At 63.4% G+C, this 20,867-nt stretch carries 20 protein-coding genes; 6 read left to right on the plus strand and 14 right to left on the minus strand.

Annotation, left to right across the window (positions count from 1 at the left end):
- Positions 1-93: 93 nt before the first annotated feature.
- The gene (locus ACPPVP_RS39815; protein WP_426529051.1) at positions 94-1,656 is read left to right on the plus strand and encodes an AMP-binding protein; all 1,563 of its coding nucleotides are present in this window, start codon (positions 94-96) and stop codon (positions 1,654-1,656) included.
- A gap of 73 nt (positions 1,657-1,729) precedes the next feature.
- Here ACPPVP_RS39815 and ACPPVP_RS39820 read toward each other — a convergent pair whose 3' ends face one another.
- The 6 genes from ACPPVP_RS39820 to minC all read right to left on the minus strand — a co-directional run bounded on the left by ACPPVP_RS39820 (position 1,730) and on the right by minC (position 7,804).
- Positions 1,730-3,784 carry an ATP-binding protein gene (locus ACPPVP_RS39820; protein WP_426529053.1) on the minus strand — a complete coding sequence of 685 codons (2,055 nt, stop codon included), beginning with the start codon at positions 3,782-3,784 and terminating at the stop codon, positions 1,730-1,732.
- The gene (locus ACPPVP_RS39825; RefSeq protein ID WP_426529055.1) at positions 3,781-5,292 is read right to left on the minus strand and encodes an ATPase domain-containing protein; all 1,512 of its coding nucleotides are present in this window, start codon (positions 5,290-5,292) and stop codon (positions 3,781-3,783) included. Before ACPPVP_RS39825 ends, ACPPVP_RS39820 begins: the two co-directional genes overlap by 4 nt.
- A 133-nt stretch (positions 5,293-5,425) precedes the next feature.
- Positions 5,426-5,908 (minus strand): GFA family protein, encoded by a 483-nt coding sequence (locus ACPPVP_RS39830; RefSeq protein WP_426529057.1) that lies wholly within the window; start codon positions 5,906-5,908, stop codon positions 5,426-5,428.
- A 69-nt stretch (positions 5,909-5,977) separates the two neighbouring features.
- The gene (gene minE / locus ACPPVP_RS39835) at positions 5,978-6,271 is read right to left on the minus strand and encodes a cell division topological specificity factor MinE (protein WP_426529059.1); all 294 of its coding nucleotides are present in this window, start codon (positions 6,269-6,271) and stop codon (positions 5,978-5,980) included.
- Positions 6,268-7,083, minus strand: coding sequence for a septum site-determining protein MinD (gene minD, locus ACPPVP_RS39840; protein WP_426529061.1), 816 nt, complete (start codon positions 7,081-7,083; stop codon positions 6,268-6,270). Before minD ends, minE begins: the two co-directional genes overlap by 4 nt.
- Positions 7,084-7,102: 19 nt before the next feature.
- Entirely contained in the window at positions 7,103-7,804 is a 702-nt protein-coding gene (gene minC, locus ACPPVP_RS39845; protein ID WP_426529063.1) for a septum site-determining protein MinC, read from the minus strand.
- Between the two features lie 625 nt (positions 7,805-8,429).
- Between minC and ACPPVP_RS39850 the strand changes: the two genes are divergently transcribed.
- The gene (locus ACPPVP_RS39850; RefSeq protein WP_426529065.1) at positions 8,430-8,978 is read left to right on the plus strand and encodes a hypothetical protein; all 549 of its coding nucleotides are present in this window, start codon (positions 8,430-8,432) and stop codon (positions 8,976-8,978) included.
- Positions 8,979-9,044: 66 nt separating this feature from the next.
- Positions 9,045-10,613, plus strand: coding sequence for an ABC transporter substrate-binding protein (locus ACPPVP_RS39855; protein ID WP_426529067.1), 1,569 nt, complete (start codon positions 9,045-9,047; stop codon positions 10,611-10,613).
- 8 nt (positions 10,614-10,621) lie between these two features.
- On the opposite strand, the gene ACPPVP_RS39860 is transcribed toward ACPPVP_RS39855, so the two are convergent.
- Positions 10,622-10,906 carry a hypothetical protein gene (locus ACPPVP_RS39860; RefSeq protein ID WP_426538443.1) on the minus strand — a complete coding sequence of 95 codons (285 nt, stop codon included), beginning with the start codon at positions 10,904-10,906 and terminating at the stop codon, positions 10,622-10,624.
- Here ACPPVP_RS39860 and ACPPVP_RS39865 point away from each other — a divergent pair.
- Positions 10,803-12,326 (plus strand): ABC transporter substrate-binding protein, encoded by a 1,524-nt coding sequence (locus ACPPVP_RS39865; RefSeq protein ID WP_426538310.1) that lies wholly within the window; start codon positions 10,803-10,805, stop codon positions 12,324-12,326. The two genes, ACPPVP_RS39860 and ACPPVP_RS39865, sit on opposite strands and share 104 nt — an antisense overlap.
- A gap of 12 nt (positions 12,327-12,338) precedes the next feature.
- Here the strand turns inward: ACPPVP_RS39865 and ACPPVP_RS39870 are convergent, their stop codons facing one another.
- From ACPPVP_RS39870 to ACPPVP_RS39900, 7 genes are all read right to left on the minus strand, one after another.
- Positions 12,339-13,112, minus strand: a complete 774-nt coding sequence (locus ACPPVP_RS39870) for a thioesterase family protein (protein WP_426529069.1) — start codon at positions 13,110-13,112, stop codon at positions 12,339-12,341.
- 19 nt (positions 13,113-13,131) lie between these two features.
- A complete protein-coding gene (locus ACPPVP_RS39875) occupies positions 13,132-13,866 on the minus strand; it encodes an SDR family NAD(P)-dependent oxidoreductase (RefSeq protein WP_426529071.1) in 735 nt (244 codons plus the stop codon).
- A 48-nt stretch (positions 13,867-13,914) separates the two neighbouring features.
- Entirely contained in the window at positions 13,915-14,883 is a 969-nt protein-coding gene (locus tag ACPPVP_RS39880) for an NAD(P)H-dependent flavin oxidoreductase (protein WP_426529073.1), read from the minus strand.
- A gap of 152 nt (positions 14,884-15,035) precedes the next feature.
- Positions 15,036-15,602, minus strand: coding sequence for a hypothetical protein (locus ACPPVP_RS39885; protein ID WP_426529075.1), 567 nt, complete (start codon positions 15,600-15,602; stop codon positions 15,036-15,038).
- Between the two features lie 102 nt (positions 15,603-15,704).
- Positions 15,705-16,286: a YqaA family protein gene (locus tag ACPPVP_RS39890; RefSeq protein ID WP_426538312.1), complete on the minus strand. Its 582-nt coding sequence runs from the start codon at positions 16,284-16,286 to the stop codon at positions 15,705-15,707.
- A 63-nt stretch (positions 16,287-16,349) separates the two neighbouring features.
- Positions 16,350-16,808 carry a phosphoribosyl-ATP diphosphatase gene (gene hisE / locus ACPPVP_RS39895; protein WP_426529077.1) on the minus strand — a complete coding sequence of 153 codons (459 nt, stop codon included), beginning with the start codon at positions 16,806-16,808 and terminating at the stop codon, positions 16,350-16,352.
- Positions 16,809-16,931: 123 nt separating this feature from the next.
- Positions 16,932-17,321: a hypothetical protein gene (locus ACPPVP_RS39900; RefSeq protein WP_426529079.1), complete on the minus strand. Its 390-nt coding sequence runs from the start codon at positions 17,319-17,321 to the stop codon at positions 16,932-16,934.
- 356 nt (positions 17,322-17,677) lie between these two features.
- Here ACPPVP_RS39900 and ACPPVP_RS39905 point away from each other — a divergent pair, with 356 nt between their 5' ends.
- The gene (locus tag ACPPVP_RS39905; RefSeq protein WP_426538314.1) at positions 17,678-18,667 is read left to right on the plus strand and encodes an ABC transporter substrate-binding protein; all 990 of its coding nucleotides are present in this window, start codon (positions 17,678-17,680) and stop codon (positions 18,665-18,667) included.
- A 254-nt stretch (positions 18,668-18,921) separates the two neighbouring features.
- Entirely contained in the window at positions 18,922-20,700 is a 1,779-nt protein-coding gene (locus ACPPVP_RS39910; RefSeq protein ID WP_426529081.1) for a glucan ABC transporter ATP-binding protein/ permease, read from the plus strand.
- Positions 20,701-20,867: the final 167 nt, after the last annotated feature.

Genomic DNA, 20,867 nt, shown 5'->3' on the forward strand with positions numbered 1-20,867 from the left:
TTGTTCCCGGCTTGAGTGGACTTCTCGTTGTGCTAGCGTTCACCGAACATTGGCACGGGCGAAGGCCAATTACAAAACAGGCGGGAGAGAAGAATGGGCAATCCGCTCTACGCGTTTCCGGCGGTATGCGAACAGACGTTGCGGGCGCTGGCGCGCTACCCGGAGCGGACGGCGTTCAGCTGGCCGGGCGGATCGATCACCTACCGTGGCGCGACCGACATGATCGGCCGCATCCAAAGCATTTTCATGCAGCTGGGCTTCGCGCCCGGCACCCGCGTCGCGTTTCTCACCGCCAACCGCGCCGACACCTGGTGCGCCGGCTGCGCCGCGCAATTGTCGCGGTTTGCCATCACCTGGCTGCATCCGCTGGGTTCGCTCGACGATCAATTGTTTCAACTGGAAGATTCCGAAGCGCAGATGCTCGTCGTCGACGGCGTCACCTTCCGCGATCGCGGGCGCGAACTCGCGGCCAAGGCCACGAACCTGAAAACCGTCTTCACGCTCGGGCCGGCCGATTACGGCGCCGATCTGCTGCAGGCAATCGAGGCGGCCGGCAGCGCCACGGCGCGCAGCTTTGCCGGCCCCGACGATATCGCCACGCTCAACTACACCGGCGGCACGACGGGCAAATCCAAGGGCGCACTGCGCCACCACCGCGAATATGGCGGCTTTGCCAATGCGATCCTCGCCGATTTCGAAATTCCCGACACGCCGCGTTACCTGACGGTGGCGCCGATCAGCCACGTCGCGGGCACCAAAGTGCTGCCGACGCTGATGCGCGGCGGCACCGTGCACATGTTGAAGGGCTTTGACCCGGAAGCCGTGTTCAAGACCATCGAACGCGAGAAGATCAATTTTACCCTGTTCGTGCCGACGATGATCTACGTGATGCTGGATCATCCGTCTCTCGACAAGACCGATCTCTCCTCGCTCGAACTGCTGCTGTATGGCGCGTCCGCGATGTCGCCGAGCCGGCTGGTCGAAGGCATCAAGCGGATCGGGCCGGTGTTCTCGCAGCTTTACGGCCAGACCGAATGCTATCCGGTGTCGGTGTTGCGCAAGGCCGACCACGATCCCAAGACGCCGGAGCTGTTCTTGTCCTGCGGATTCCCGATCGCCGCCTGTCAGGTCAAGATTCTCGACAATGACGACCAGGAAGTTGCCACCGGCGAGGCCGGCGAGATCTGCGTTCGCGCCAGCCATGTGATGGCCGAGTACTGGAAGCGGCCGGACACCACCGCAGAGACGCTCAAGAACGGCTGGCTGCACACCGGCGACATCGCGCGATCGGACGAGCGCGGTTACATGTTCATCCTCGACCGCAAGAAGGACATGATCGTCTCCGGCGGCTTCAACATTTTTCCGCGCGAGGTCGAGGATGTGTTGTCGCAGCATGCCGACGTCGCGATGGTCGCCGTGGTCGGCGTGCCCGACGACAAATGGGGCGAGGCCGTCACCGCCGTGATCGTCGCCCGCGAAGGCGCCCGGCCGAACGCAGATGAGCTGATCAACCTGGTGAAGGCGAAGAAGGGCTCGGCGCATGCGCCAAAACACATCAAGTTCGTCACCGAGCTGCCGATGACCGGCGTCGGCAAGGTCGACAAGAAGGTGCTGAAAGCCGGCTTCTGGACCGGCCGCGACCGGATGGTGGGATAGAGCCTTTTGACGTGACGCGTTTTCTTGACGCGAACCGGTCCCCCCACTTCGCTGGAAAACGCTCCGATGCGTCTCACGCCAGCAATTGGTCGAGCTGATCGCGCAACTGGTCCTGATGATAGGGCTTTGCCAGACGCGGCAGGTCGAGCTGCGTCCCTTCCGGCAATTCAGCGTAGCCGGTCGCCAGCAGGACCGGCAGCGACGGGCGCACCTCGCGCGACGCCGCGGCCAGTTCCAGTCCGGTCATCCCGGGCATCATGTGATCCGTCACCATCAGGTCGAGCGGCTGATCGCTCTTGAGAATGTCCAGCGCACGCTGGCCGGAATTGGCGCCGATCACCCGGTGGCCGAGATCTTCCAGCATTTCCACGGTCGACATCGCGATCAGCGGGTCGTCGTCGACAAACAGGATAACCGCCTTGCGCTTGATCTTTTCCGCTGGCGGCGCCGGACTTTCCGTTTCCGGCGCGACGGTCGCGACCGGCAGCACCAGTGTCGCGCAGGTTCCTTTCCCGACGGTGCTCGTCAGTTGCAGCGTGCCGCCCAGCTGAACCGCAAGCCCATGCACCATGGACAATCCCAGTCCGGTACCCTTCCCGACCTGCTTTGTCGAAAAGAACGGTTCGATCGCGCGCTTCAGTATTTCCGGCGGCATTCCGCTCCCGGTATCGGCGACCGAGAGCTTGAGATACCGGCCCGGAACCAGCACCGCATCGCCCTTCGCCTGATACTCCGCCACCCCGATATAGATCCTGCCCCCGTCGGGCATCGCGTCACGCGCGTTAATCGCCAGATTGAGGATCGCAAGCTCGAGCTGGTTGGCATCGATCCGCGCCGGCGGCAGGCCCTGGGGAAGATCGAGCCGCAGCTCCACACGGGGTCCGAGGGATCTTGCGAGCAGATCGACCATCCCCTCGATCAGGACGCGCAGGTCGACCGACACCGCGCGCAAATCCTGCTGGCGGGCGAATGCGAGCAAACGCTGCGTCAGCGAGGCGCCGCGTTCCGCGCCTTGCATGGCGCCTTCGACCAGCCGCTGCAGGCGCGGATCGTCCGGCAGGCGCTTGCGCAGCAGATCGAGATTGCCCATCACGGCCATCAGCAGATTGTTGAAGTCATGCGCGACGCCGCCGGTCAGCTGGCCGATGGTTTCCATCTTCTGGGCCTGGCGCAGTTGCTCCTGTGCTTTCTCCCGGGCCGCCACCGCTTTCATCAGATCGGACGAACGCTCTTCGACGCGCTGCTCGAGGGTTTCGGTCAGTTCCGCCAGCGCCGTGCGCTCGGCCGCCAATTGGGCAACCAGTGTTTCGCGCTCGATTTCAGCCGTCTTGCGTGCGGTGATGTCGGAGCAAACACCGACAAGCGACTTGATGCCGCCGTCGGGGCGATATACCGGCCGGCCGCGCACGTCGATCCAGTGCAGTGAGCCGTCGGGCCAGACATTGCGGAACTCGATGCTATAATCGTGCCCCTGCTCGAGCGTGCGCGTGACGCTTTCATCGCGGCGCGCGCGATCGTCGGGATGGACCGCACGCTCAAGGTCCTGATACGTGAATGGTCTATCCACATCGCGTCCAAACGCCGATTTGCAGGTTGCCGAGACTTCAAAGAGGAGGTCGGGCAGATGCAGCTCCCACGTGCCGAGTTGCCCGGCCGTGAGCGCGGTTTGCAGCAGGTCCCCGCTTTCGGTCAGATCGGCAAGGATCGCGCGCGCCTCGTATTGCCGGCGCCTTCCGCGCACCGCGGAGCCGACGATGCTGACGAGCGTGGTCGGATGAAACGGCCGCTCGAGAAACGTCACGTTACCCAGCGCCTGCCCGATCCGCGCCGCGTCGGGATTACGCTCTGGACCGCCGCCCTGATGCGTCAGCAATATGATCGGAAAATCCGACCATGCAGGTTGATCGTTGAGCCAGTTTTCGAGGCTGCGAAGATCCGCGGTCTTGATCGCCTCGTCGGCGATCACGGCAAGACCAGCGCCTTCCTCGATTTCGCTCAGCAGTGCGGACAGATCACCGCAGGCTTGCGCGTGGTAGCCCGCCTCGCGGATCAAGGCGGCGGCCACCGCTGCGTCGCGGCCATTCGGCGCGAGAATGACGGCCCGCTCGGACGACGAACCGGCCGTCACGAGAACGGATCCTCCAGCAGAGGCCTATCCTCCAGCAGAGGCTTACCCTCGCCGACGTAGACCGGAACGCCTCGCAGCACGCCCTGGAATCCAACAAGCGGCCCACCAACGGTAAGACCGCGATTGTCGATGCGATATTCGCGGATCGTTGCTTCGTGCGCGCCGGTACGCTTTTTGATGATTGACATCGCCCGGCGCACGCTGCCGATCGCCTCGAAATAGCGCAGCAGGATCACGGTATCCGCAAGATACGTCACGTCGACCGGCGCTTTCATGTCGCCGACCAATCCGTGCTGCGCGACCGTCATGAACGTCGCCGCCCCCTGGCGATTGAGATATTGCAGCAATTCATGCATGTGCAGAATCAGCGAATTCTCCTCGGGCATCGCTGCCTGATAACCGTTGAGGCTGTCGATCAGCACGGTCTTGACGCTATTCTCGTCAACCCGCTTGCGGACGCGATGAGCGAATTCGCCGGGCGACAGCTCGGCGGCATCGACCTGCTCGATGAAGAGATTGCCGGTGCGCTGCATGGCTTCGAGGTCGATGCCGAGGCCTTTCATGCGGTCATGTAAAAGCCCCAGCTCTTCATCGAAAACGAAGAAAGCCGCCCTCTCCCCACGCGCGACCGCCGCAGCGATGAAAATAATGGCGAGGAGAGATTTGCCTGTACCCGCCGGCCCCAGGATCAATGTGCTCGATCCGGTCTCGATGCCATTGCCGAGGAGCTTGTCCAGTTCTGCAATGCCGCTGGAGAGCGTGCGTCTGGCGTAATTCGTTCGATGTTCCGACGCCACCAGCCGCGGAAATACGTTCAGCCCGCCGGTGGCGATGGTGACGTCATGGTAGCCGCCGCGAAATTTTATGCCGCGATATTTGATGACGCGCGCGCGGCGCCGCTCGGCGCCATATGCCGGCGCAAGCTCTTCCAGCCGCAGCACGCCGTGCGCCACGCTGTGGATGGTTTTGTCGGCGAGATCAGACGACATATCATCGAGCAGCAGCACGGTGGCGCCGAAATTTGCGAAATAGTGCTTGATTGCCAAAATCTGCCGCCGGTACCGCAGCGAACTCTGCGCCAGCAACCTGATTTCGGAAAGGCTGTCGAGAATCACCCGCTTCGGCTGCGCACGATCGACGGCGGCGAAAATCTGCTTGGTGGTCTCGCCCAGTTCGAGGTCGGAGGAATAAAGCAGGCTCTGCTGTTGCTCGGAATCGAGGAGGCTTTCCGGCGGCAACAGTTCGAACACTTCGATCAGTTCGTCGAGCTTCCAGCCGTGAGAGGCGGCGCCTTGCCGCAATTCACGCTCGGTTTCAGACAGCGTGATGTAGAGGCACTTCTCGCCGGCCCGCGCGCCTTCCATCAGAAATTCGAGCGCGATCGTGGTCTTCCCGGTCCCGGGCGCCCCCTCGATCAGAAACATGTGCTCTCGTGTGAACCCGCCAGCCAGGATGTCGTCGAGGCCCCAAATTCCACTCTTCGCTTTTTCCGTAATCAACTCGACCAAAATAACCTCCCAAACCAACGGTAATGCCCCATACCTTCAGACGGTTCCTTCGTCCTGGAACAATTTTCCAGAGTGAATGACTTTAGCCATTTTGCGCCGTCAGGCCGATTGGATGGTGGGTTGAGAGCCGCCGCTAGTTTGCCGAATCCGCCCAGCGGGCGCGCCATACCGGCAGCAGGCTTCCCCAGCCGTTCGGCTGGGTTTCGAAACACTGCGCGCCGGGTGCTGGCTGTACCCACGGCTGCGCACTGCGCGCGAAGAAATGCGCGACCGGAGCCAGCCATGAGGTGTCATCGAGCGTACCGGCACGAAGGCTGATGGTTTCCGGCCGCCCGTCGCGTTCGCCATAGAGCCGCGTGCCGCAATTGCCGCAGAACCGCGAGATCACCAGCGTGCCGTTGGGCGAGGTGTGATGCCAGCCCTTCGGCTCACCGGGCAGGACACGAAGATCCGCAAACCTCACCGGCATGTTCAGCGCGAACGCACTGCCGGTCTGGCGCTGACAATCGGTGCAGTTGCAGGTGTAGAGCAGCAACGGAAACGACGTGATCTCGTAACGGATCGCGCCGCACTGGCAGCCACCGGTCATCGGGAGCGAAGGTCGCGGCGATTTCATGATCGGGCTCGGACGAAATTGCCCTCGCATCCTACCCGCAGCAAATCGATTGACTATCGATGCGCCGTGTCAGCCGGCCATGCGCCGCTCGCCGGCAGCCTTCTTGTCGAAATTATTGGGCACTTCGATATCGACCTCCAGCGTCGACACGGTCTTGCCGCGCTCCAGCTTGACCATCACCTTGTCGGGGTCGAGCTGTATGTGTTTCGACACCACCGCGAGGATTTCCTCCCGCAGCGTGACGAGCAGGTCGGACTGGCCGAGCAGCCCGCGCTCGTGCTGCAGCAGAATCTGCAGCCGCTCCCGCGCAACCGGGGCAGTCGCTTCGCGGCCGCCGAACAGCCGCAGCAGCCTCATGCTCATGCAGCCCTCCGACCCAGTAGCCGATCCATGAAGCCCTTGCGCTCGGCCGGCACGACCATGGCGACTTCCTCACCCATCAGGCGGCGCGCGGCGTCGATATAGGCGCGCGCCGGCGCGCTCTCGGCATTGTTGAGCGTCACAGGAGTGCCGACGTTGGACGCCTTAAGCACTTCCTGGCTCTCGGGGATGATACCGAGCAGCGGAGTGGCGAGGATTTCGAGAATGTCGTCGATCGTGAGCATCTCGCCGCGCGCAGCGCGCGCCGGATCGTAACGGCTGATCAGCACGTGCTTTTCCACGCGCTCGCCGCGCTCCGCCTTCACCGTCTTGGAATCCAGCATGCCGATGATGCGATCGGAATCGCGCACCGAGGAAACCTCGGGATTGGTGACGATGACGGCTTCGTCGCAATAGCGCATGGCTAGCGTAGCACCGCGTTCGATGCCGGCGGGGCTGTCGCACAGGATCCAGTCGAACCGGCTCCTGAGTTCGGTGATGACGCGGCCAACGCCCTCGTCAGTCAGCGCATCCTTGTCCCTCGTTTGCGAAGCCGGCAGCAGCCAGAGATTTTCCAGCCGCTTGTCGCGGATCAAGGCCTGCGGCAGCTTGGCGACGCCCTGCACCACGTTGATGAGGTCGAACACCACGCGGCGTTCAGCTCCCATCACCAGGTCCAGGTTGCGCAAGCCGACGTCGAAATCGACCACCACGACGTTTTGCCCACTCTGGGCAAGCGCCGCGCCGAGCGCAGCCGTAGAGGTGGTCTTTCCAACGCCTCCCTTGCCTGAGGTAACGACCAGGACCTTGGCCATACGTAATCTCCTTAGCCGGTTAATTCAGCGGGGTAATTTTCATGGTGTCGCCTTCCAGCCGGGCCTGCGCCGGACGGTTGCGAAGCGAGACGTCGATTTCTTCTGCAGTCTGGTAGTAGCCGTCGATCGCGAGCAGCTCCGCCTCGATTCTCTGGCAGTAGATCCGCGCATTGGAATTGCCGTTGACGCCCGCCATCGCGCGGCCGCGCAGCGTGCCGTAGATGTGGATCGATCCGCCGGCGACGATCTCGGCGCCCGACCCAACAGAGCCGAGCACGGTGACATCACCTTCCATGAAGACGATCGACTGCCCCGAACGCACCGGGCTATCGAGCAACAGCGAGGTCGGCTTCGGCTTGGCTTCGGGCTCCGGCTTCTGCACCGGCTCGTTGCGCGTGATCACGCAGGCGCGGCCGCCGGTCAGCAGGGGCGGCATGTTCGCCGCAAGGCGCTCTTCCTCCACGCCCTCGATGCCGAGGACGCGAATGCTGCGCTCGTTGAGGCTGCCGACGAGATGAGCGATGGCGGAGCTGGAGAGGTCGACGGATGCGAGGTCGAGCACGATCGGCTTGCCGACGAAATAGCCCGGCGAGCGCGCCAGCGTGGCGTCAATCTCGGCGAGCCATTCCACGATCGGAACGACGGGGCTGAATACGAACGCGACGTAGGAACGGCCGCGCAGCCGGACCAATTGACGCGTGGGATCAGCTCGGACGTCCATGATGTTTCGACTCGTCTTTCTTATTGATTGGTTAACCATCGGCCAACTTGGTTAACGAGTAATTAATGCGACAACGCGCGCTACGCGCAGAAAACGGCGCAACTGACAGCGAATCCGGCGTATTTGTGGCCAATTCTTGCTGCTGGCCGGAGCGCGCCCGTCAAAGCCTTTGCAAACAAGGATCTCGTGAGTTGTAGTTAACAGGACCTCAACTTACTTTTGTCACGTTTCCGACCTAAATTTGTCCTCGCGCGGCTCCAACAAACTTATGTGTGCTGGCGGGCTCCAGGGGGCCGGGCAGCTCATTCCGTCGGGCAGACGGAACATTTGCCGGCAGGGGACGAGGGCAGTGGAAGCCGTGGGGAAGGTGAGGTCGCGAGACATGATCTCGCGGACAGGTGGCGTCGGACGAGGAGACGGCGCCCCACACTTTGATGCAAATCTTCCGGTTGAACCTAGCAGCGCCTGGGGAGCGGACGTGGATTCTTCCGCGCGCCTCCTCCATGAACTGGAAATTCTGTCCGATGCGCCCGCAGCCGTTTCGCAGCCAACCAATCCACCGGATCGTCCGCCAGGTGCTGATCCGGCCAGTGCTAATCCGCCAAGCGTCATGAGGAGTGCGCGTATGAGTAGTATGAGTGAGCAGGATCATCTCAACCCCCGCGATCCCCTGTACTACGCGCCGCGCTCGCTGCGTGAGCGGTCGGCGACGCGCGGAGCAGGCACTGAGACCCAGTTCTCTCCTGTGTCATTCGACTCCCAGCTCGAGAGCGCGGTATCCGATGCGCTGCGCCATCCGCTCGATCCCGAGCTCATGCACGAACCCGACCAGGAGTCGAAGAAGGCGTTGTGGACCATCGCGGCGCGCTTCGCCGCCGCCGTCGGCGTCGCGGCTCTCGTGGCGCTGTTCTTTGTCGTCGCGGTGCCCGGATCGCGGCAGAGCGATGGTGAACAGTCGTCGACGTTCTCCAACGTCGCACAGTCGATCAAGAGCGCACTGTCTCCATCCGGAGAGGCTTCGCAAAAGCCTGCGATCAACGAATTCCAGGGCCTTCTTGCCGCCACGCCGGCGAGCGCTCCGCCGGCGTCCGAGCAGGACAGCCAATTGCTCAAGCAGTTCATGCAGTGGCGCGAGAAGCCGGATCCGGCCGCACCACAACGCACCAACCCATAATCCAGACGGAGGGCCGACAATGCCCGAGAACCGACTTTCGGTGGACCTGTTCTCAAGGAGTTTGCCATGACATCATTCCGGATCACTGCGCTGGTCGGGGCCATGCTGTTCGGCATCGTGGGCGGCGCCCAAGCCGCCGGCGACATTACGATCGTTCGCGACTTGGCCAGCCGCGTCGGCCCCGTGATCGGCTCGGCACAGGCTTGCCGCGACATTGGGCGTCCCCGCATCCAGACCATTGTCGACAAGTTTTCACAGGTGATCCGGGAGGCCGCGTCGAACGAGGCGGAGCGTTCCGATCTCACCCAGACGTTCGATCGCACCGTGGCCGAAGGACGCGCTGCCGTGAGCTCGGGCAGGATGGATTGCATCCGGGCCGACCGTCAGCTTGCCGATCTCGAACGCTCGATCTCCGGACCGAGCCTCTCCAGCGTGATCGGCCCGTCGCCTGCTGCCGCTGCGACCGCCGCGAATGCGGCAACCGCGCCGACCGCCCCGGTTCCGACCGGGCCGTTGCCGCGCGGCATGGGAGAGAAGGAAATCCGCTTCGGCATCGCAGCGCCCTTCTCCGGCTCGGCCCGCGAACTGGGCCGCCAGATGAAACTCGGAATCGAAACCGCCTTCAACCGGATCAACGATGCCGGCGGCGTGGACGGACGGATGCTCAAACTGTTCGCCGCCGACGATGGCTACGAGCCTGGACGCACGCTCGACGCCATGAAGCAGCTGTATGAAAAGGACCAGGTGTTCGGCGTCATCGGCAATGTCGGCACCCCGACCTCGGCAGTGGCGATCCCCTATGCGCTCGAACGCAGGATGCTGTTCTTCGGGGCCTTCACCGGATCCAACATCCTGCGCAACGACCCGCCGGATCGCTACGTCTTCAACTATCGCGCCAGCTATGTTCAGGAAACCGACGCGGTCGTTCGTTACCTCGTCAAGATACGCCGGCTGCAGCCGCGCCAGATCGCGGTCTTTGCGCAGCAGGATTCGTACGGGGATTCCGGATTTGCAGGGGTCGCCAAGGCGTTCCGCACCATGGGCGTGAACGACAGCGCGATCCTTCGGCTGAACTATGCGCGAAACACCGTCGACGTGGACGACGCGGTCAATCAGTTGAAGCTCGCGAAGCCGCCGGTCAAGGCGATTGTCATGGTCGCGACCTACCGGGCCGCGGCAAGGTTCATCGAGAAGACGCGCGACCTCTATCCCGGGATGATCTACTCCAACGTTTCGTTCGTCGGCTCCACCGCGCTTGCCGAAGAACTGAAGCTGTTGGGACCGCGCTACACCAACGGCGTGATCGTGACGCAGGTGGTGCCGGCAGTGTCGGGCTATTCATCGGCCGTGCTCGAATACAAGAACGCGCTTGCCAAATATTTCCCAGGCGAAGCGGCCGACTACGTTTCGTTCGAGGGCTATGTCGCCGCCAACGTGCTGATCTCGGGCATCAAGCGGACCGGCCCACAGCTCGATACCGAGAAGCTGATCGACACGTTGGAGACGATGCGCAATCTCGACCTCGGTCTGGGGACCCAACTGAGCTTCGGCCGCTCCGAGCACCAGGCCTCGAACAAGGTGTGGGGCACGGCGCTCGATGAGAGCGGCCGCTATCAGCCGCTCGAGCTCGAATGATCAAAATGCTACCGGTGCAGCCGCGTCGTCAGGGCAATTTTTGCGCCCTCGATGCGGCTCGCCGGAATTCCAAGAAATTTGCCGAGAAATTCTCCAAGAAACTTTTCAAGAAACGTCAAACCATAGAGTTGTGTAGTGCGTATTTTAGTGAACCTGCGTTGGACTCCGTTTTTACTTAGTGCCTTTTTCATAGCAGCCGCGGAAGCGGCCCCCGGCGACAAAATAGAGCTCGTACGCGACCTTGCAGGCCGCGTCGGGCCGGTGATCGGTTCGGCGCTGGCCTGCCCCGACATCACGCGGCCTCGAATTCAGTTGGTGATCGAGAAATTTGCGGCGGTGATCCGGGATGCCGCCTCCAACGAGGCCCAGCGCTCCGACCTCGCGCAACTGTTCGACCGCAGCGTTGCGGATGGCCGCAGCGCGGTGGCGTCGGGAAGGACGGATTGCAGGCTGGCGGACCGACGGCTGGCAGATCTGGAGCAGTCACTGACACCATCCGCGCCGGCTCCGGCCGCCGCGGCCCCCGCCCCCGCCGCACCGGCTTTCGCCGCGGCGCCGGCGCCCGCGGTCAGCTTCGGAAATCCGGTCAGTGCGGTCCGCGGCATATCCAACGACGAAATCCGGTTCGGCATCACGGCGGCCTTCACCGGCCCGGTGAGAGAGCGTGGACGCCAGATGAAGCTCGGCATCGAAACCGCCTTCAACCAGGTCAATGATGCCGGCGGCGTCGCGGGACGCAAGCTGCGGATCATCGCCGCCGATGACGGCAACGAGCCGGCGCGCACGCTCCAGGCCGTGCGGCAGCTCTACGAGAAGGACCAGATCTTCGGCCTCGTCGGCAGCATCGGCACCGCGACCGCGGCGGTCGCGGTTCCCTACGCGCTGGAGCGGCGCATGCTGTTCTTCGGGGCTTACACCGGCGGCAACGTCGTGCGCCGTGATCCTCCCGACCGCTATGTCTTCAACTACCGTCCGAGCTATGCCGAGGAAGCCGACGCCGCGGTGCGCTATCTGGTGAAGATGCGCCGCATCCCGGTCCGGCAGATCGCGGTGTTCGCCCAGCAGGACGACCTCGGCGATGCCGGCTTCGCCGGCGTCGCCAAGGCGTATCGCGCACTCGGTATCAACGACAGCGCCATCCTGCGGCTCAACTACCCACGCAATACCATCGAGGTCGACGAAGCCGTCAACCTGCTGCGCGTGCAGAAGTTACCGGTCAGGGCAATCATCATGTCCGCCTCCTATCGGGCCGCCGCCAAATTCATCGAAAAGACGCGCAACCTCTATCCCGAGATGATCTTCACCAGCATTTCGGGCGTCGGCGGCTCGTCGCTTGCCGAAGAGCTGAAGCTCTTGGGGCCGCGCTACACGGCGGGCGTCCTCGTGACGCAGGTCGTGCCGGCGGTTTCCGGCTATTCGAGCGCGGTGCTCGAATACAAGAACGCGCTGGCGAAGTATTTCCCCGGCGAGGCGCCCGACTACGCGTCGCTGGAAGGGTTTGTCGCGGCGAACATCCTCATCGATGCGCTGAAGCGCACCGGCGCGCAGCTCGATACGGAAAAGCTGGTCGATGCGCTGGAGAGCACGCGCAGTCTCGATCTGGGTCTCGGCGTGCCGCTCAATTTCGGCCGTTCCGATCACACCGCCTCGCACAAGATCTGGGGCACGGCGCTCGACGAGAGCGGCCGTTTCCAGCCGGTCGACCTGGAATAGAAGGCGAGCCGGTCAGCGCCTTTCGATGACCAGGCTCTGCACGGCGCGGCCGAAATAGCCACGCTCATCGGCGAGCCGCGCCATGGCGAGCCCCGCGCCATCAGGCCCGATCCAGGATTCGGCATCGAGCAAAATCCAGTCGCCGGAAGGTTCTCGCGAAAAATTCACGGTAAGATCGGCGTTGAGAAACGTCCATTCGCGAAAATCCAACACCGGCGAAGTGCCGTTGCAGAAATCCGCCGCCGCCATCGTCCGCATCGCCTGCGAGACCGGCGCGCCTTCAACGATCGGCCGGTCGACGCGATACCAGATCGCGCCGGGACCGGGCGAGCCGAAGCGGCCACGGGCGGCGCGCAGCGACATGCCGGTGACGAATGGGCTGGACGAAAAATCCACGGGCTCAACCCGCGACTGATTGGGGCCCGGAAGCTCGATCGGCAGGATCGCAGCTTCGGGCGGCAGTTCATTGGCCTGCACCTTGATCTTCAGCACGGTCGCCTCGACCACGACGACGCCGTCGGCGATCAACCAGACCGCACATAGCTGGATCTTGCGCCCATCGCGCAAGACCTCGCTCTCGATTGTCAGCGGCGCCACCGGCACAGGGCGCATCAGGTCGACGGTCACGCGGGCAATCCGCATAGGAACGGGGGTTGGAATGCGCTCCGCCGCCCACACCACCAACGCCGCCGGTGGCGAGCCGTGCTGCATGCTCGGGTGCCACGGCCCCGCCGCATAGGGACTGGTGACGACGTGGCTGCCGTCAACGCGAAAAATGGCTTCCATTAGTGAGGGATCCTGTCGATCAAATGAACGCCATGCCGCCGTTGAGGATGATGGTTTGACCGGTCATGTACTCGTTACCGAGCACCATCGCGACGGCCTGCGCCACTTCCTCCGGCTGGCCCATGCGACCGAGCGGGATGTTGCGGGCAAGGTCAGTGCGGCCCTTCATCATGTCGGTCTCGATCAGCGACGGCGCCACGTTGTTGACGGTGATGCCCTCTTTGACCAGCCGGGCGGCATAGCCTCGGGTAAGCCCCTCCATACCGGCCTTGGAGGCGTTGTAATGCTGGCCGATGGCGCCGGCGCCGCGCGCGGCACCCGACGTGATGTTGACGATGCGGCCCCATTTGCGCACTCGCATCCCTGGCAACACAGCTTGCGTGCAGAGGAATGCCGATTTCAGGTTGACCAACAAGGTTCGATCGAAATCGCTTTCGCTGAGCTCATCGACGCCGCGCACGATCGCGATGCCGGCATTATTGACGAGGATGTCGATCGGGCCGAGTTCGCGTGCGATACGCTCCACCATTCCGGCCACGGCTGCCGACTGCGAAACGTCGGCGGCGACCGCGATGGCGCGGCCGCCTTTGGCCTTGATCCTGGCGACGACGGCGTCGGCATCATCCGCCCGCGCGCGGTAATTGACCGAGACCGCGGCGCCCAGTTCCGCGAGCATCAGCGCCACCGCCGCGCCGATGCCGCGGGATGCGCCCGTCACCAGCGCGACATGCGCGCTCAGATCCTGTCCGGCCATCATCGATCCTCCGTCGCATTCACGACGGCGCGCGCCCCGCCAAACGCCTTACAATGCGGGGTCGACCGCCTCGTCATATTCCTTCTTGAACCGCGCGATCAGTTCAGCGGCCGGCAAGACCTTGGCGACGCTGCCGACACCCTGGCCGGAGCCCCAGATTTCCTTCCAGGCCTTTGGCTTGGCGCGCTCCCCCGACGCGTCGGTACCGAAGCTCATTTTCGATGGATCGGAGGTCGGGAGATTGTCGGGATCCATGCCGGCCGCAACGATCGACGGCTTGAGATAGTTGCCGTGCACGCCAGTGAACAAATTCGAATAGACGATGTCTTCCGCACCCGAGGCCGTGATCATCTGCTTGTAGCCCTCGACCGCATTGGCTTCCGTGGTGGCGATGAAGGCGGAGCCGATATAGGCAAAATCGGCGCCCAATATCCGCGCGGCGCGGATGGCGCGGCCGTTTGCGATCGCGCCCGACAGTGCGATCGGACCGTCGAACCAGGCCCGCGTCTCGGCCACGAAGGCCAGCGGCGAGATCTCGCCGGCATGGCCGCCGGCGCCGGCCGAGACCAGAATCAAACCGTCGGCGCCCTTTTCGACCGCCTTGTGCGCAAACTTCTGGTTGATCACGTCGTGGAAGACGATGCAGCCCCAGCCATGCGCGGCCTGATTGAGTTCCTCGCGAGCGCCGAGCGAGGTGATCATCATCGGCACCTTGTGCTTTTCGCAAAGCGCCAGATCCTGATCGAGCCGGTTGTTCGACTTGTGCACGATCTGGTTCACCGCGAACGGCGCCGACGGCCGCGCGGGATTCGCCTTGTCGTACGCCGCGAGTTCTTCCTTGATCCGCGCCAGCCATTCGTCGAGCAGCGCCGGTGGGCGCGCATTCAGCGCCGGGAACGAGCCGACCACACCCGCCTTGCATTGCGCGATCACCAGATCCGGCACGGAGATGATGAAGAGCGGCGCACCGATCACGGGTAGCGACAGGCGGCCCTTGAACAAGGCAGGCATGGACATTCGAAACGATCCTTCGGTTATGCAGGCGAGCGAGGCGGCTCTAGCGATGCCGGACGTCATACCAACAAGGCAATCTTTCCAGTGTCAAGTATTGCGTTTTGACGCTGGCGACGATGCGTTTGAGCATGACCTTTTCCGGCGTTGGAGATGCGCTATTGGCACAACGCCCGTGTCACGTAATTTTCGGTCTTGCAGTCGCCCGGCTGGCGCTTGTAGCCCGGCAGGTACACTTTCGGCGAGCATTTCTCGGCCGCATCGGTGTCGAGGCTCTTGCCTTCCTTGTAGCCCTTGCCCTGACACAGCCGGTCGGCGCCCGCTTTGCAATCCGGCGCGCCGTTGGCCGCCACCAGACACGCCGCACGCCCGCTCACCATGGTCGAGGGTTTTGCGATGTTCGACAGGCTCTGGCCGGCGTCCTTGGTGCGCGCGTTGAAATCGTCGATGGTCTCGCTCGGGCTCTTCAGCGGCGGCAGCAGCGATTTGGATTTCTCGAACAACTTGCCGATCTCGTTGATCAGGCCTGGATTCTCGTCGCGCGGCAGCGGCGAAGGCTCGATCTGCTGCGGCGCCGGCTGTGCCGGCACCGGTTGCTGGGCCGGCGACTGCAGGCCGAGCGTGGGTGGCGGCGTGGCCTGCGGCCAGCCGGCTTCGGGAGCGCTCATCAGCATGGATGCAACGACGCCCGCGGTCGCAAGTTGCGTGCCGAACGGTTTGAACATGACGCGAACCTAGCCTGAAGCCGGGATGCCGGCAAAGCGCCACATCGGCTTGAACGCGATATGGATCAGCTGGTAAGCGATCTAGATCAGCTTGTAAGCGATCTAGATCAGCTTGAACGCGATGACGAACCCAAGCACCAGCACGACGGCGCCGATCGCGACCCACAGGCCGAGCCGCTTTTCCAGTTCGCTCCGGATCAGGTCGCCGTAGCGGTTGAGCAGGACAGCGACAATGAAGAAGCGCCCGCCGCGCGCCACGATGGAGCACAGGACAAACAGCCAGATGTTGTAGCCCGCGAAGCCCGAGGTGATGGTCACGAGCTTGTAGGGGATCGGCGTCAGCCCCTTCAACAGGATGATCACCGCGCCCCATTCGGCATAGGAAGTCCGGAAGGTCTCGACCTTGTCACTGAGACCGTAAAGGGTGATGAGCCATTGCCCGATCGAATCGTAGAGCAGCGCGCCGATCGCGTATCCGAGCACGCCGCCGGCGACGGAAGCGATCGTGCACACGGTCGCGAACCACCATGCCTTCTTCGGCCGCGCCAGCGACATCGGCAGCAGCATGATATCGGGGGGGATCGGGAAGAACGAGCTTTCCGCGAACGAGACCGCCGCCAGGATCCAGAGCGCGTACGGCTTGTCAGCGGCGTCGATGCACCAGTCGTAGGTCCGTTTCAGCATGGCCGCATGAACCATCATGCGGCGGTTTTGTCCATGCCGGAAAAGGGCTGAATTCGGGAGGAATTAGTGCCGTTTACGCAACGAGCGGCCTTCCAGCGCGACAATTCGCCGCCTGACCGCAGGGGACGCCGTCGCTTTGGGCAACGCCTTGTCGGCTACCGCCCTGCTTGCCAGGATCTTACTTTCAAGCGCCTTGGGCATCTTGACCACCGACTTCGGCAGCTTCTCGGCGATGCCAAGCATTTCCTCACGGCGCTCCATTTCGCGCCAGACGTCTTCCGGCGTCACACCGGCCGACGCCCACAGGACGGTCAGGTTGTAGAGCAGGTCGGCGCTCTCGCGGATCACCGCATCGGTCTTGCCGTTGACGGCGTCGATGACGACTTCGATGGCTTCCTCGGCGAGCTTCTTGGCCATCTTGGAGGGGCCGCGCTGAAACAGCCGGGCCGTTCGCGACGTGGCCGGATCGAGATCCTTGGCCGCGATGACAGCCTGATAAAGCCGTTCGAGCGAATCACTCATCTTCCGAATCTACTCCAAAGCCGCGGCAGGCGTGTTAACGGCCGCCCCGGAAGCCATAAAAAAATCCACCGGCCGGACGGCCGGTGGATTCATCTTTAATGGTTGCGATTTTAACGATCGCGTTTACCAGCTGCGATAGTAGGGCCCGCCGCCATAATAACCGCGGGGCCCGTAATACGGAGCCGGGTCGCCGTAATAGGCCTGTCCGCCATAATACCCATCGTCATAGTAGTGACGGCGGTTCTGGGTGGCTGCGATCGCAATCCCGGTACCGACAATACCGGCAAAAGCCGCCGCTGCCGCGGCTCCGCCACCACCACCGCGATAGTATCTGCGGCGCGCGCTAATATCGGTCGCATCGCTGGTCCCGGCGGACGCCGTGACGCCCTTGCCTGAAGTCGCGGAGCCGGCGAAGGCCATCGACGGCTGGACGGCCGTCAGCGCCACCGCCACAACCGTTGCCACTGCACCGGCGCGGCCAATCGATGAAAACAAACCCTTTCGCGCAAACATACTCGACATCCTCCGTGGGAGCTGGCCTGACGACAGGCCTCGGATAGCTAACCACTGAGAGAATATTAGGTTCCCCAATCCGAACGGCAGATGAACGATCCCTTGGCAAAATCGTGGCAGTCATCGGCCGTTCAGGTTAGATGCTGGAGAATGGCTCGCCCAAGGCTCTTCTGAGGGCGTTTCATGCCGTTGCCGATGTCACGAAACAGTCATCGCCGGCGCGGCAACTTGTCTCACCTCGTGCTGATGTAACCTCGATGCGTGCTGTCAGGACCAACGCTATCCGCTCTCGCCTCAGCGCTCTCTTGAGGGTTCTCTTGGCTTCCCTTGCCGGGTTGTGTGCGATTGCCGGCTTGATGGCGAGCAATGTCCTGGCCGCGGACGAGCCCCGGGCCCCGCTCCAGATCCAGTTTTCGCTCGATCGTCCAATCGATGCCGCAGCCGCCCCGTTCGTGATGGCCGCCGCCGGGGGCCTGTTCGGCGCCGAGGCGCTGGCGGTCACGACCAACATCGCCAGCGGATCGGCGGACGCGATTGCGCGCGTCGCAGCCGGCACCAGCGATTTTGCGCTGGTCGATATCAATGCGCTGATGCGGTTTCGCGATAAGGACAAGCAGGGCGGCCCAAAGATCAAGGCGGTGTTCGTGCTGTTCAACAAGGCGCCCTATGCCATCATCGCCCGCAAGAGCCGCGGCATCCACGCGCTGACCGATCTCGAGGGCAAGACGCTCGGCGTCGCCGAAGGCGACCTGTCGATCCGGCTGTGGCCGGCGGTGGCAAGCCTGAACGGCATCAAGCTCAAGACCGTGAAGCAGAGCAGCATCAGCGCCGCGGTGCGCGAGCCGATGCTGTCGGCGGGCCAGATCGATGCCGTGACCGGATTCTCCTATCTGTCGGCGATCAATCTGAAAGACCGGGGCGTACCGGCCGACGATCTGGCGGTGCTGAAATTCGCCGACTATGGCTGCGAGGCCTATGGTTTCGCTGTGATCGTCAATCCGCAGCTTTCGGCCGCCAAGCCCGAGGCGGTGAAGGCGTTCGTGCGGGCCGCGATCGGTGGCCTGAATCTGACGATCAAAGACCCGGCGACCGCGGCGACCGAAGTCGCCAATCGCATGGACGGCGGTTCAAAGGACCTCGAACTCGAACGCCTGCAAAGCATCCTGCGCGACAACATCCTGACCAGCGAAGTGAAACGCAACGGTATCGGCGCGATCGATCCGGCACGACTCGAACGCTCGATCGATCAGGTCGGGGAGGACTTCAAGTTTCAGAAGCGGCCGCAGGCCTCCGACATCTTCGACGACCAGTTTTTGCCGCCGCTCCATGGGCGACTGATCAATTGAGGAAAAGCCGGTCCTCATGGTGAGGAGGCGCAAAGCGCCGTCTCGAACCATAAAGCCCCAGTGACGCCCGTGGCCCATCCTTCGAGACGGCGCTTCGCGCCTCCTCCAGCGACAACGGCAAAGCCGTTGCGCAGGGATGAGGTCGGTGGGCATATCCACCGCTATCGGAACAAAATTCATCCCGCTCTGGCTCTCCACCGCGATCCCTGATTAGTATAGTGCCGCTGATCGCTTCCTTCCGAGTCCTTATCCGAATGTCCATGCTGCGCCTTTACTCCCGCGTCCTCCAGCTGCTCGGCAAGGAGGCGCGGCTTGGTTGGATTCTCGCCTTCGCCAATCTGCTGCTGGCCGGCGCCCAATTCGCCGAGCCGGTGCTGTTCGGCAAGATCGTCGACGTGCTCTCCGGCAAGCCGCAGACCGGCCCGCTGGCTTCGAACTCGGCCTGGCCGCTGCTGGGGGCCTGGGTGGCGTTCGGCCTGTTCACCATCGCCTGCAGCGCGCTGGTCGCGCTCCATGCCGACAGGCTGGCGCACCGCCAGCGCCAGGCGGTGCTGACCGATTATTTCGAGCACATCATGCAACTGCCGCTGACCTTCCACACCGGCACCCATTCCGGGCGGCTGATGAAGGTGATGCTGAACGGCACCGACGCGCTGTGGCGGCTCTGGCTCGGATTCTTCCGCGAGCATTTTGCAGCGATCCTGTCGCTGGTGGTGCTGCTGCCGCTGGCGTTCTACATCAACTGGCGGCTGGCGGTGCTGTTGTTCGTGCTGTGCGTGGTGTTCACCGTGCTGACCACGTTGGTGGTGCGCAAGACCTACGGCATGCAGAGCGAGGTCGAGGCGCATTACAGCGATCTCTCGGCGCGCGCCTCCGACGCGCTCGGCAACGTCGCGCTGGTGCAGAGTTTCGTGCAGATCGATGCCGAAGTGCAGGGCCTGCGCTTCGTCGCCGACAAGCTGCTCGCGGTGCAGATGCCGGTATTGGGCTGGTGGGCGCTGGTCACCGTCATCACCCGCGCCTCCACCACCATCACCGTGCTCGCGATCTTCACCGTCGGCATCTACCTGCACGGCCGGGGAGAGACCACGGTCGGCGAGATCGTGATGTTCGTGAGTTTTGCGACCATGCTGATCCAGAAGCTCGAACAGGTGGTGAGCTTCATCAACAACGTGTTCATGGAAGCGCCGCGCCTGCAGGAATTCTTCGACGTACTGGACGCGGTGCCCGCGGTGCGCGACCGGCCCAACGCCATGGACACCGGCAGGCTTTCCGGTCTGGTCGAATTCAACGACGTCTCGTTTTCCTATGACGGCAAGCGGCCCGCGGTCGAGGACGTTTCGTTTACCGCTTTGCCCGGCCAGACCATTGCCCTGGTCGGCCCAACCGGCGCCGGCAAATCCACCGCGATCGCGCTGCTGCACCGCGCCTTCGACCCGCAATCCGGCATCATCAAGATCGACGGCATGGATATCCGCGGCCTGAAGCTGACCGCGCTGCGGCGGAACATCGGCGTGGTGTTCCAGGAAGCGCTGCTGTTCAACCGCTCGCTCGCCGACAATCTGCGCGTCGGCAAGCCGGACGCCACCGACGAGGAAATGCGCATCGCGGCCGGCCGCGCACAGGCGCTGGAATTCATCGAGCGCAGCGACAAGAAATTCGAGACCCATGCCGGCGAGCGCGGCCGCATGCTGTCCGGCGGCGAGCGGCAACGCCTGTCGATCGCGCGCGCGCTGTTGAAAGACCCGCCGATCCTGATCCTCGACGAGGCGACCAGCGCGCTCGACGCCGTCACCGAAGCCAAGGTCAACGCCGCCCTCGACGAGGTGATGAAGGGCCGCACCACCTTCGTGATCGCGCACCGGCTTTCGACCATTCGCAACGCCACCCGTATCCTGGTGTTCGACAATGGGCGCGTGATCGAAAGCGGAACTTTCGAAGAACTGGTGGCCAAGGGCGGACGCTTTGCGGAACTCGCGAAGGCCCAGTTCATGGTGCAGGAGAACGCGCGAGCTGGGATCGAAGCCAACTAGGGCTGCGTGAGCGCGATCACGGTTTGGATATCGCTGATTTTGCGGCGATTTCGTCCACGATTTAATCGCCCGGCCTCTGTTCTGGCCCGCCAAGCCGGTATAGGTTTGCGCCTGCCGCAACGCGACGGCGCCGGACACGCTTGAAACCCGAACGTTAGATCGAGAGG

Origin of the sequence: Bradyrhizobium sp. McL0615, assembly GCF_049993905.1 — a bacterium.
Taxonomy (GTDB): Bacteria; Pseudomonadota; Alphaproteobacteria; order Rhizobiales; family Xanthobacteraceae; genus Bradyrhizobium.

Coding starts and splice junctions, on each gene's coding strand:
- minE (WP_426529059.1), bottom strand. CDS start 6,271: ATGAGCATGAGGCTGCTGCGGCTGTTCGGCGGCCGCGAAGCGACTGCC.
- ACPPVP_RS39885 (WP_426529075.1), bottom strand. CDS start 15,602: ATGTTCAAACCGTTCGGCACGCAACTTGCGACCGCGGGCGTCGTTGCA.
- ACPPVP_RS39880 (WP_426529073.1), bottom strand. CDS start 14,883: ATGTCCATGCCTGCCTTGTTCAAGGGCCGCCTGTCGCTACCCGTGATC.
- minD (WP_426529061.1), bottom strand. CDS start 7,083: ATGGCCAAGGTCCTGGTCGTTACCTCAGGCAAGGGAGGCGTTGGAAAG.
- ACPPVP_RS39905 (WP_426538314.1), top strand. CDS start 17,678: ATGGCGAGCAATGTCCTGGCCGCGGACGAGCCCCGGGCCCCGCTCCAG.
- ACPPVP_RS39860 (WP_426538443.1), bottom strand. CDS start 10,906: ATGTCGGGGCAGGCCAGCGCCGAACCGATCACCGGCCCGACGCGGCCT.
- hisE (WP_426529077.1), bottom strand. CDS start 16,808: ATGAGTGATTCGCTCGAACGGCTTTATCAGGCTGTCATCGCGGCCAAG.
- ACPPVP_RS39900 (WP_426529079.1), bottom strand. CDS start 17,321: ATGTTTGCGCGAAAGGGTTTGTTTTCATCGATTGGCCGCGCCGGTGCA.
- ACPPVP_RS39850 (WP_426529065.1), top strand. CDS start 8,430: ATGAGTAGTATGAGTGAGCAGGATCATCTCAACCCCCGCGATCCCCTG.
- ACPPVP_RS39875 (WP_426529071.1), bottom strand. CDS start 13,866: ATGGCCGGACAGGATCTGAGCGCGCATGTCGCGCTGGTGACGGGCGCA.
- ACPPVP_RS39890 (WP_426538312.1), bottom strand. CDS start 16,286: ATGCTGAAACGGACCTACGACTGGTGCATCGACGCCGCTGACAAGCCG.
- ACPPVP_RS39910 (WP_426529081.1), top strand. CDS start 18,922: ATGTCCATGCTGCGCCTTTACTCCCGCGTCCTCCAGCTGCTCGGCAAG.
- minC (WP_426529063.1), bottom strand. CDS start 7,804: ATGGACGTCCGAGCTGATCCCACGCGTCAATTGGTCCGGCTGCGCGGC.
- ACPPVP_RS39815 (WP_426529051.1), top strand. CDS start 94: ATGGGCAATCCGCTCTACGCGTTTCCGGCGGTATGCGAACAGACGTTG.
- ACPPVP_RS39870 (WP_426529069.1), bottom strand. CDS start 13,112: ATGGAAGCCATTTTTCGCGTTGACGGCAGCCACGTCGTCACCAGTCCC.
- ACPPVP_RS39855 (WP_426529067.1), top strand. CDS start 9,045: ATGACATCATTCCGGATCACTGCGCTGGTCGGGGCCATGCTGTTCGGC.
- ACPPVP_RS39830 (WP_426529057.1), bottom strand. CDS start 5,908: ATGAAATCGCCGCGACCTTCGCTCCCGATGACCGGTGGCTGCCAGTGC.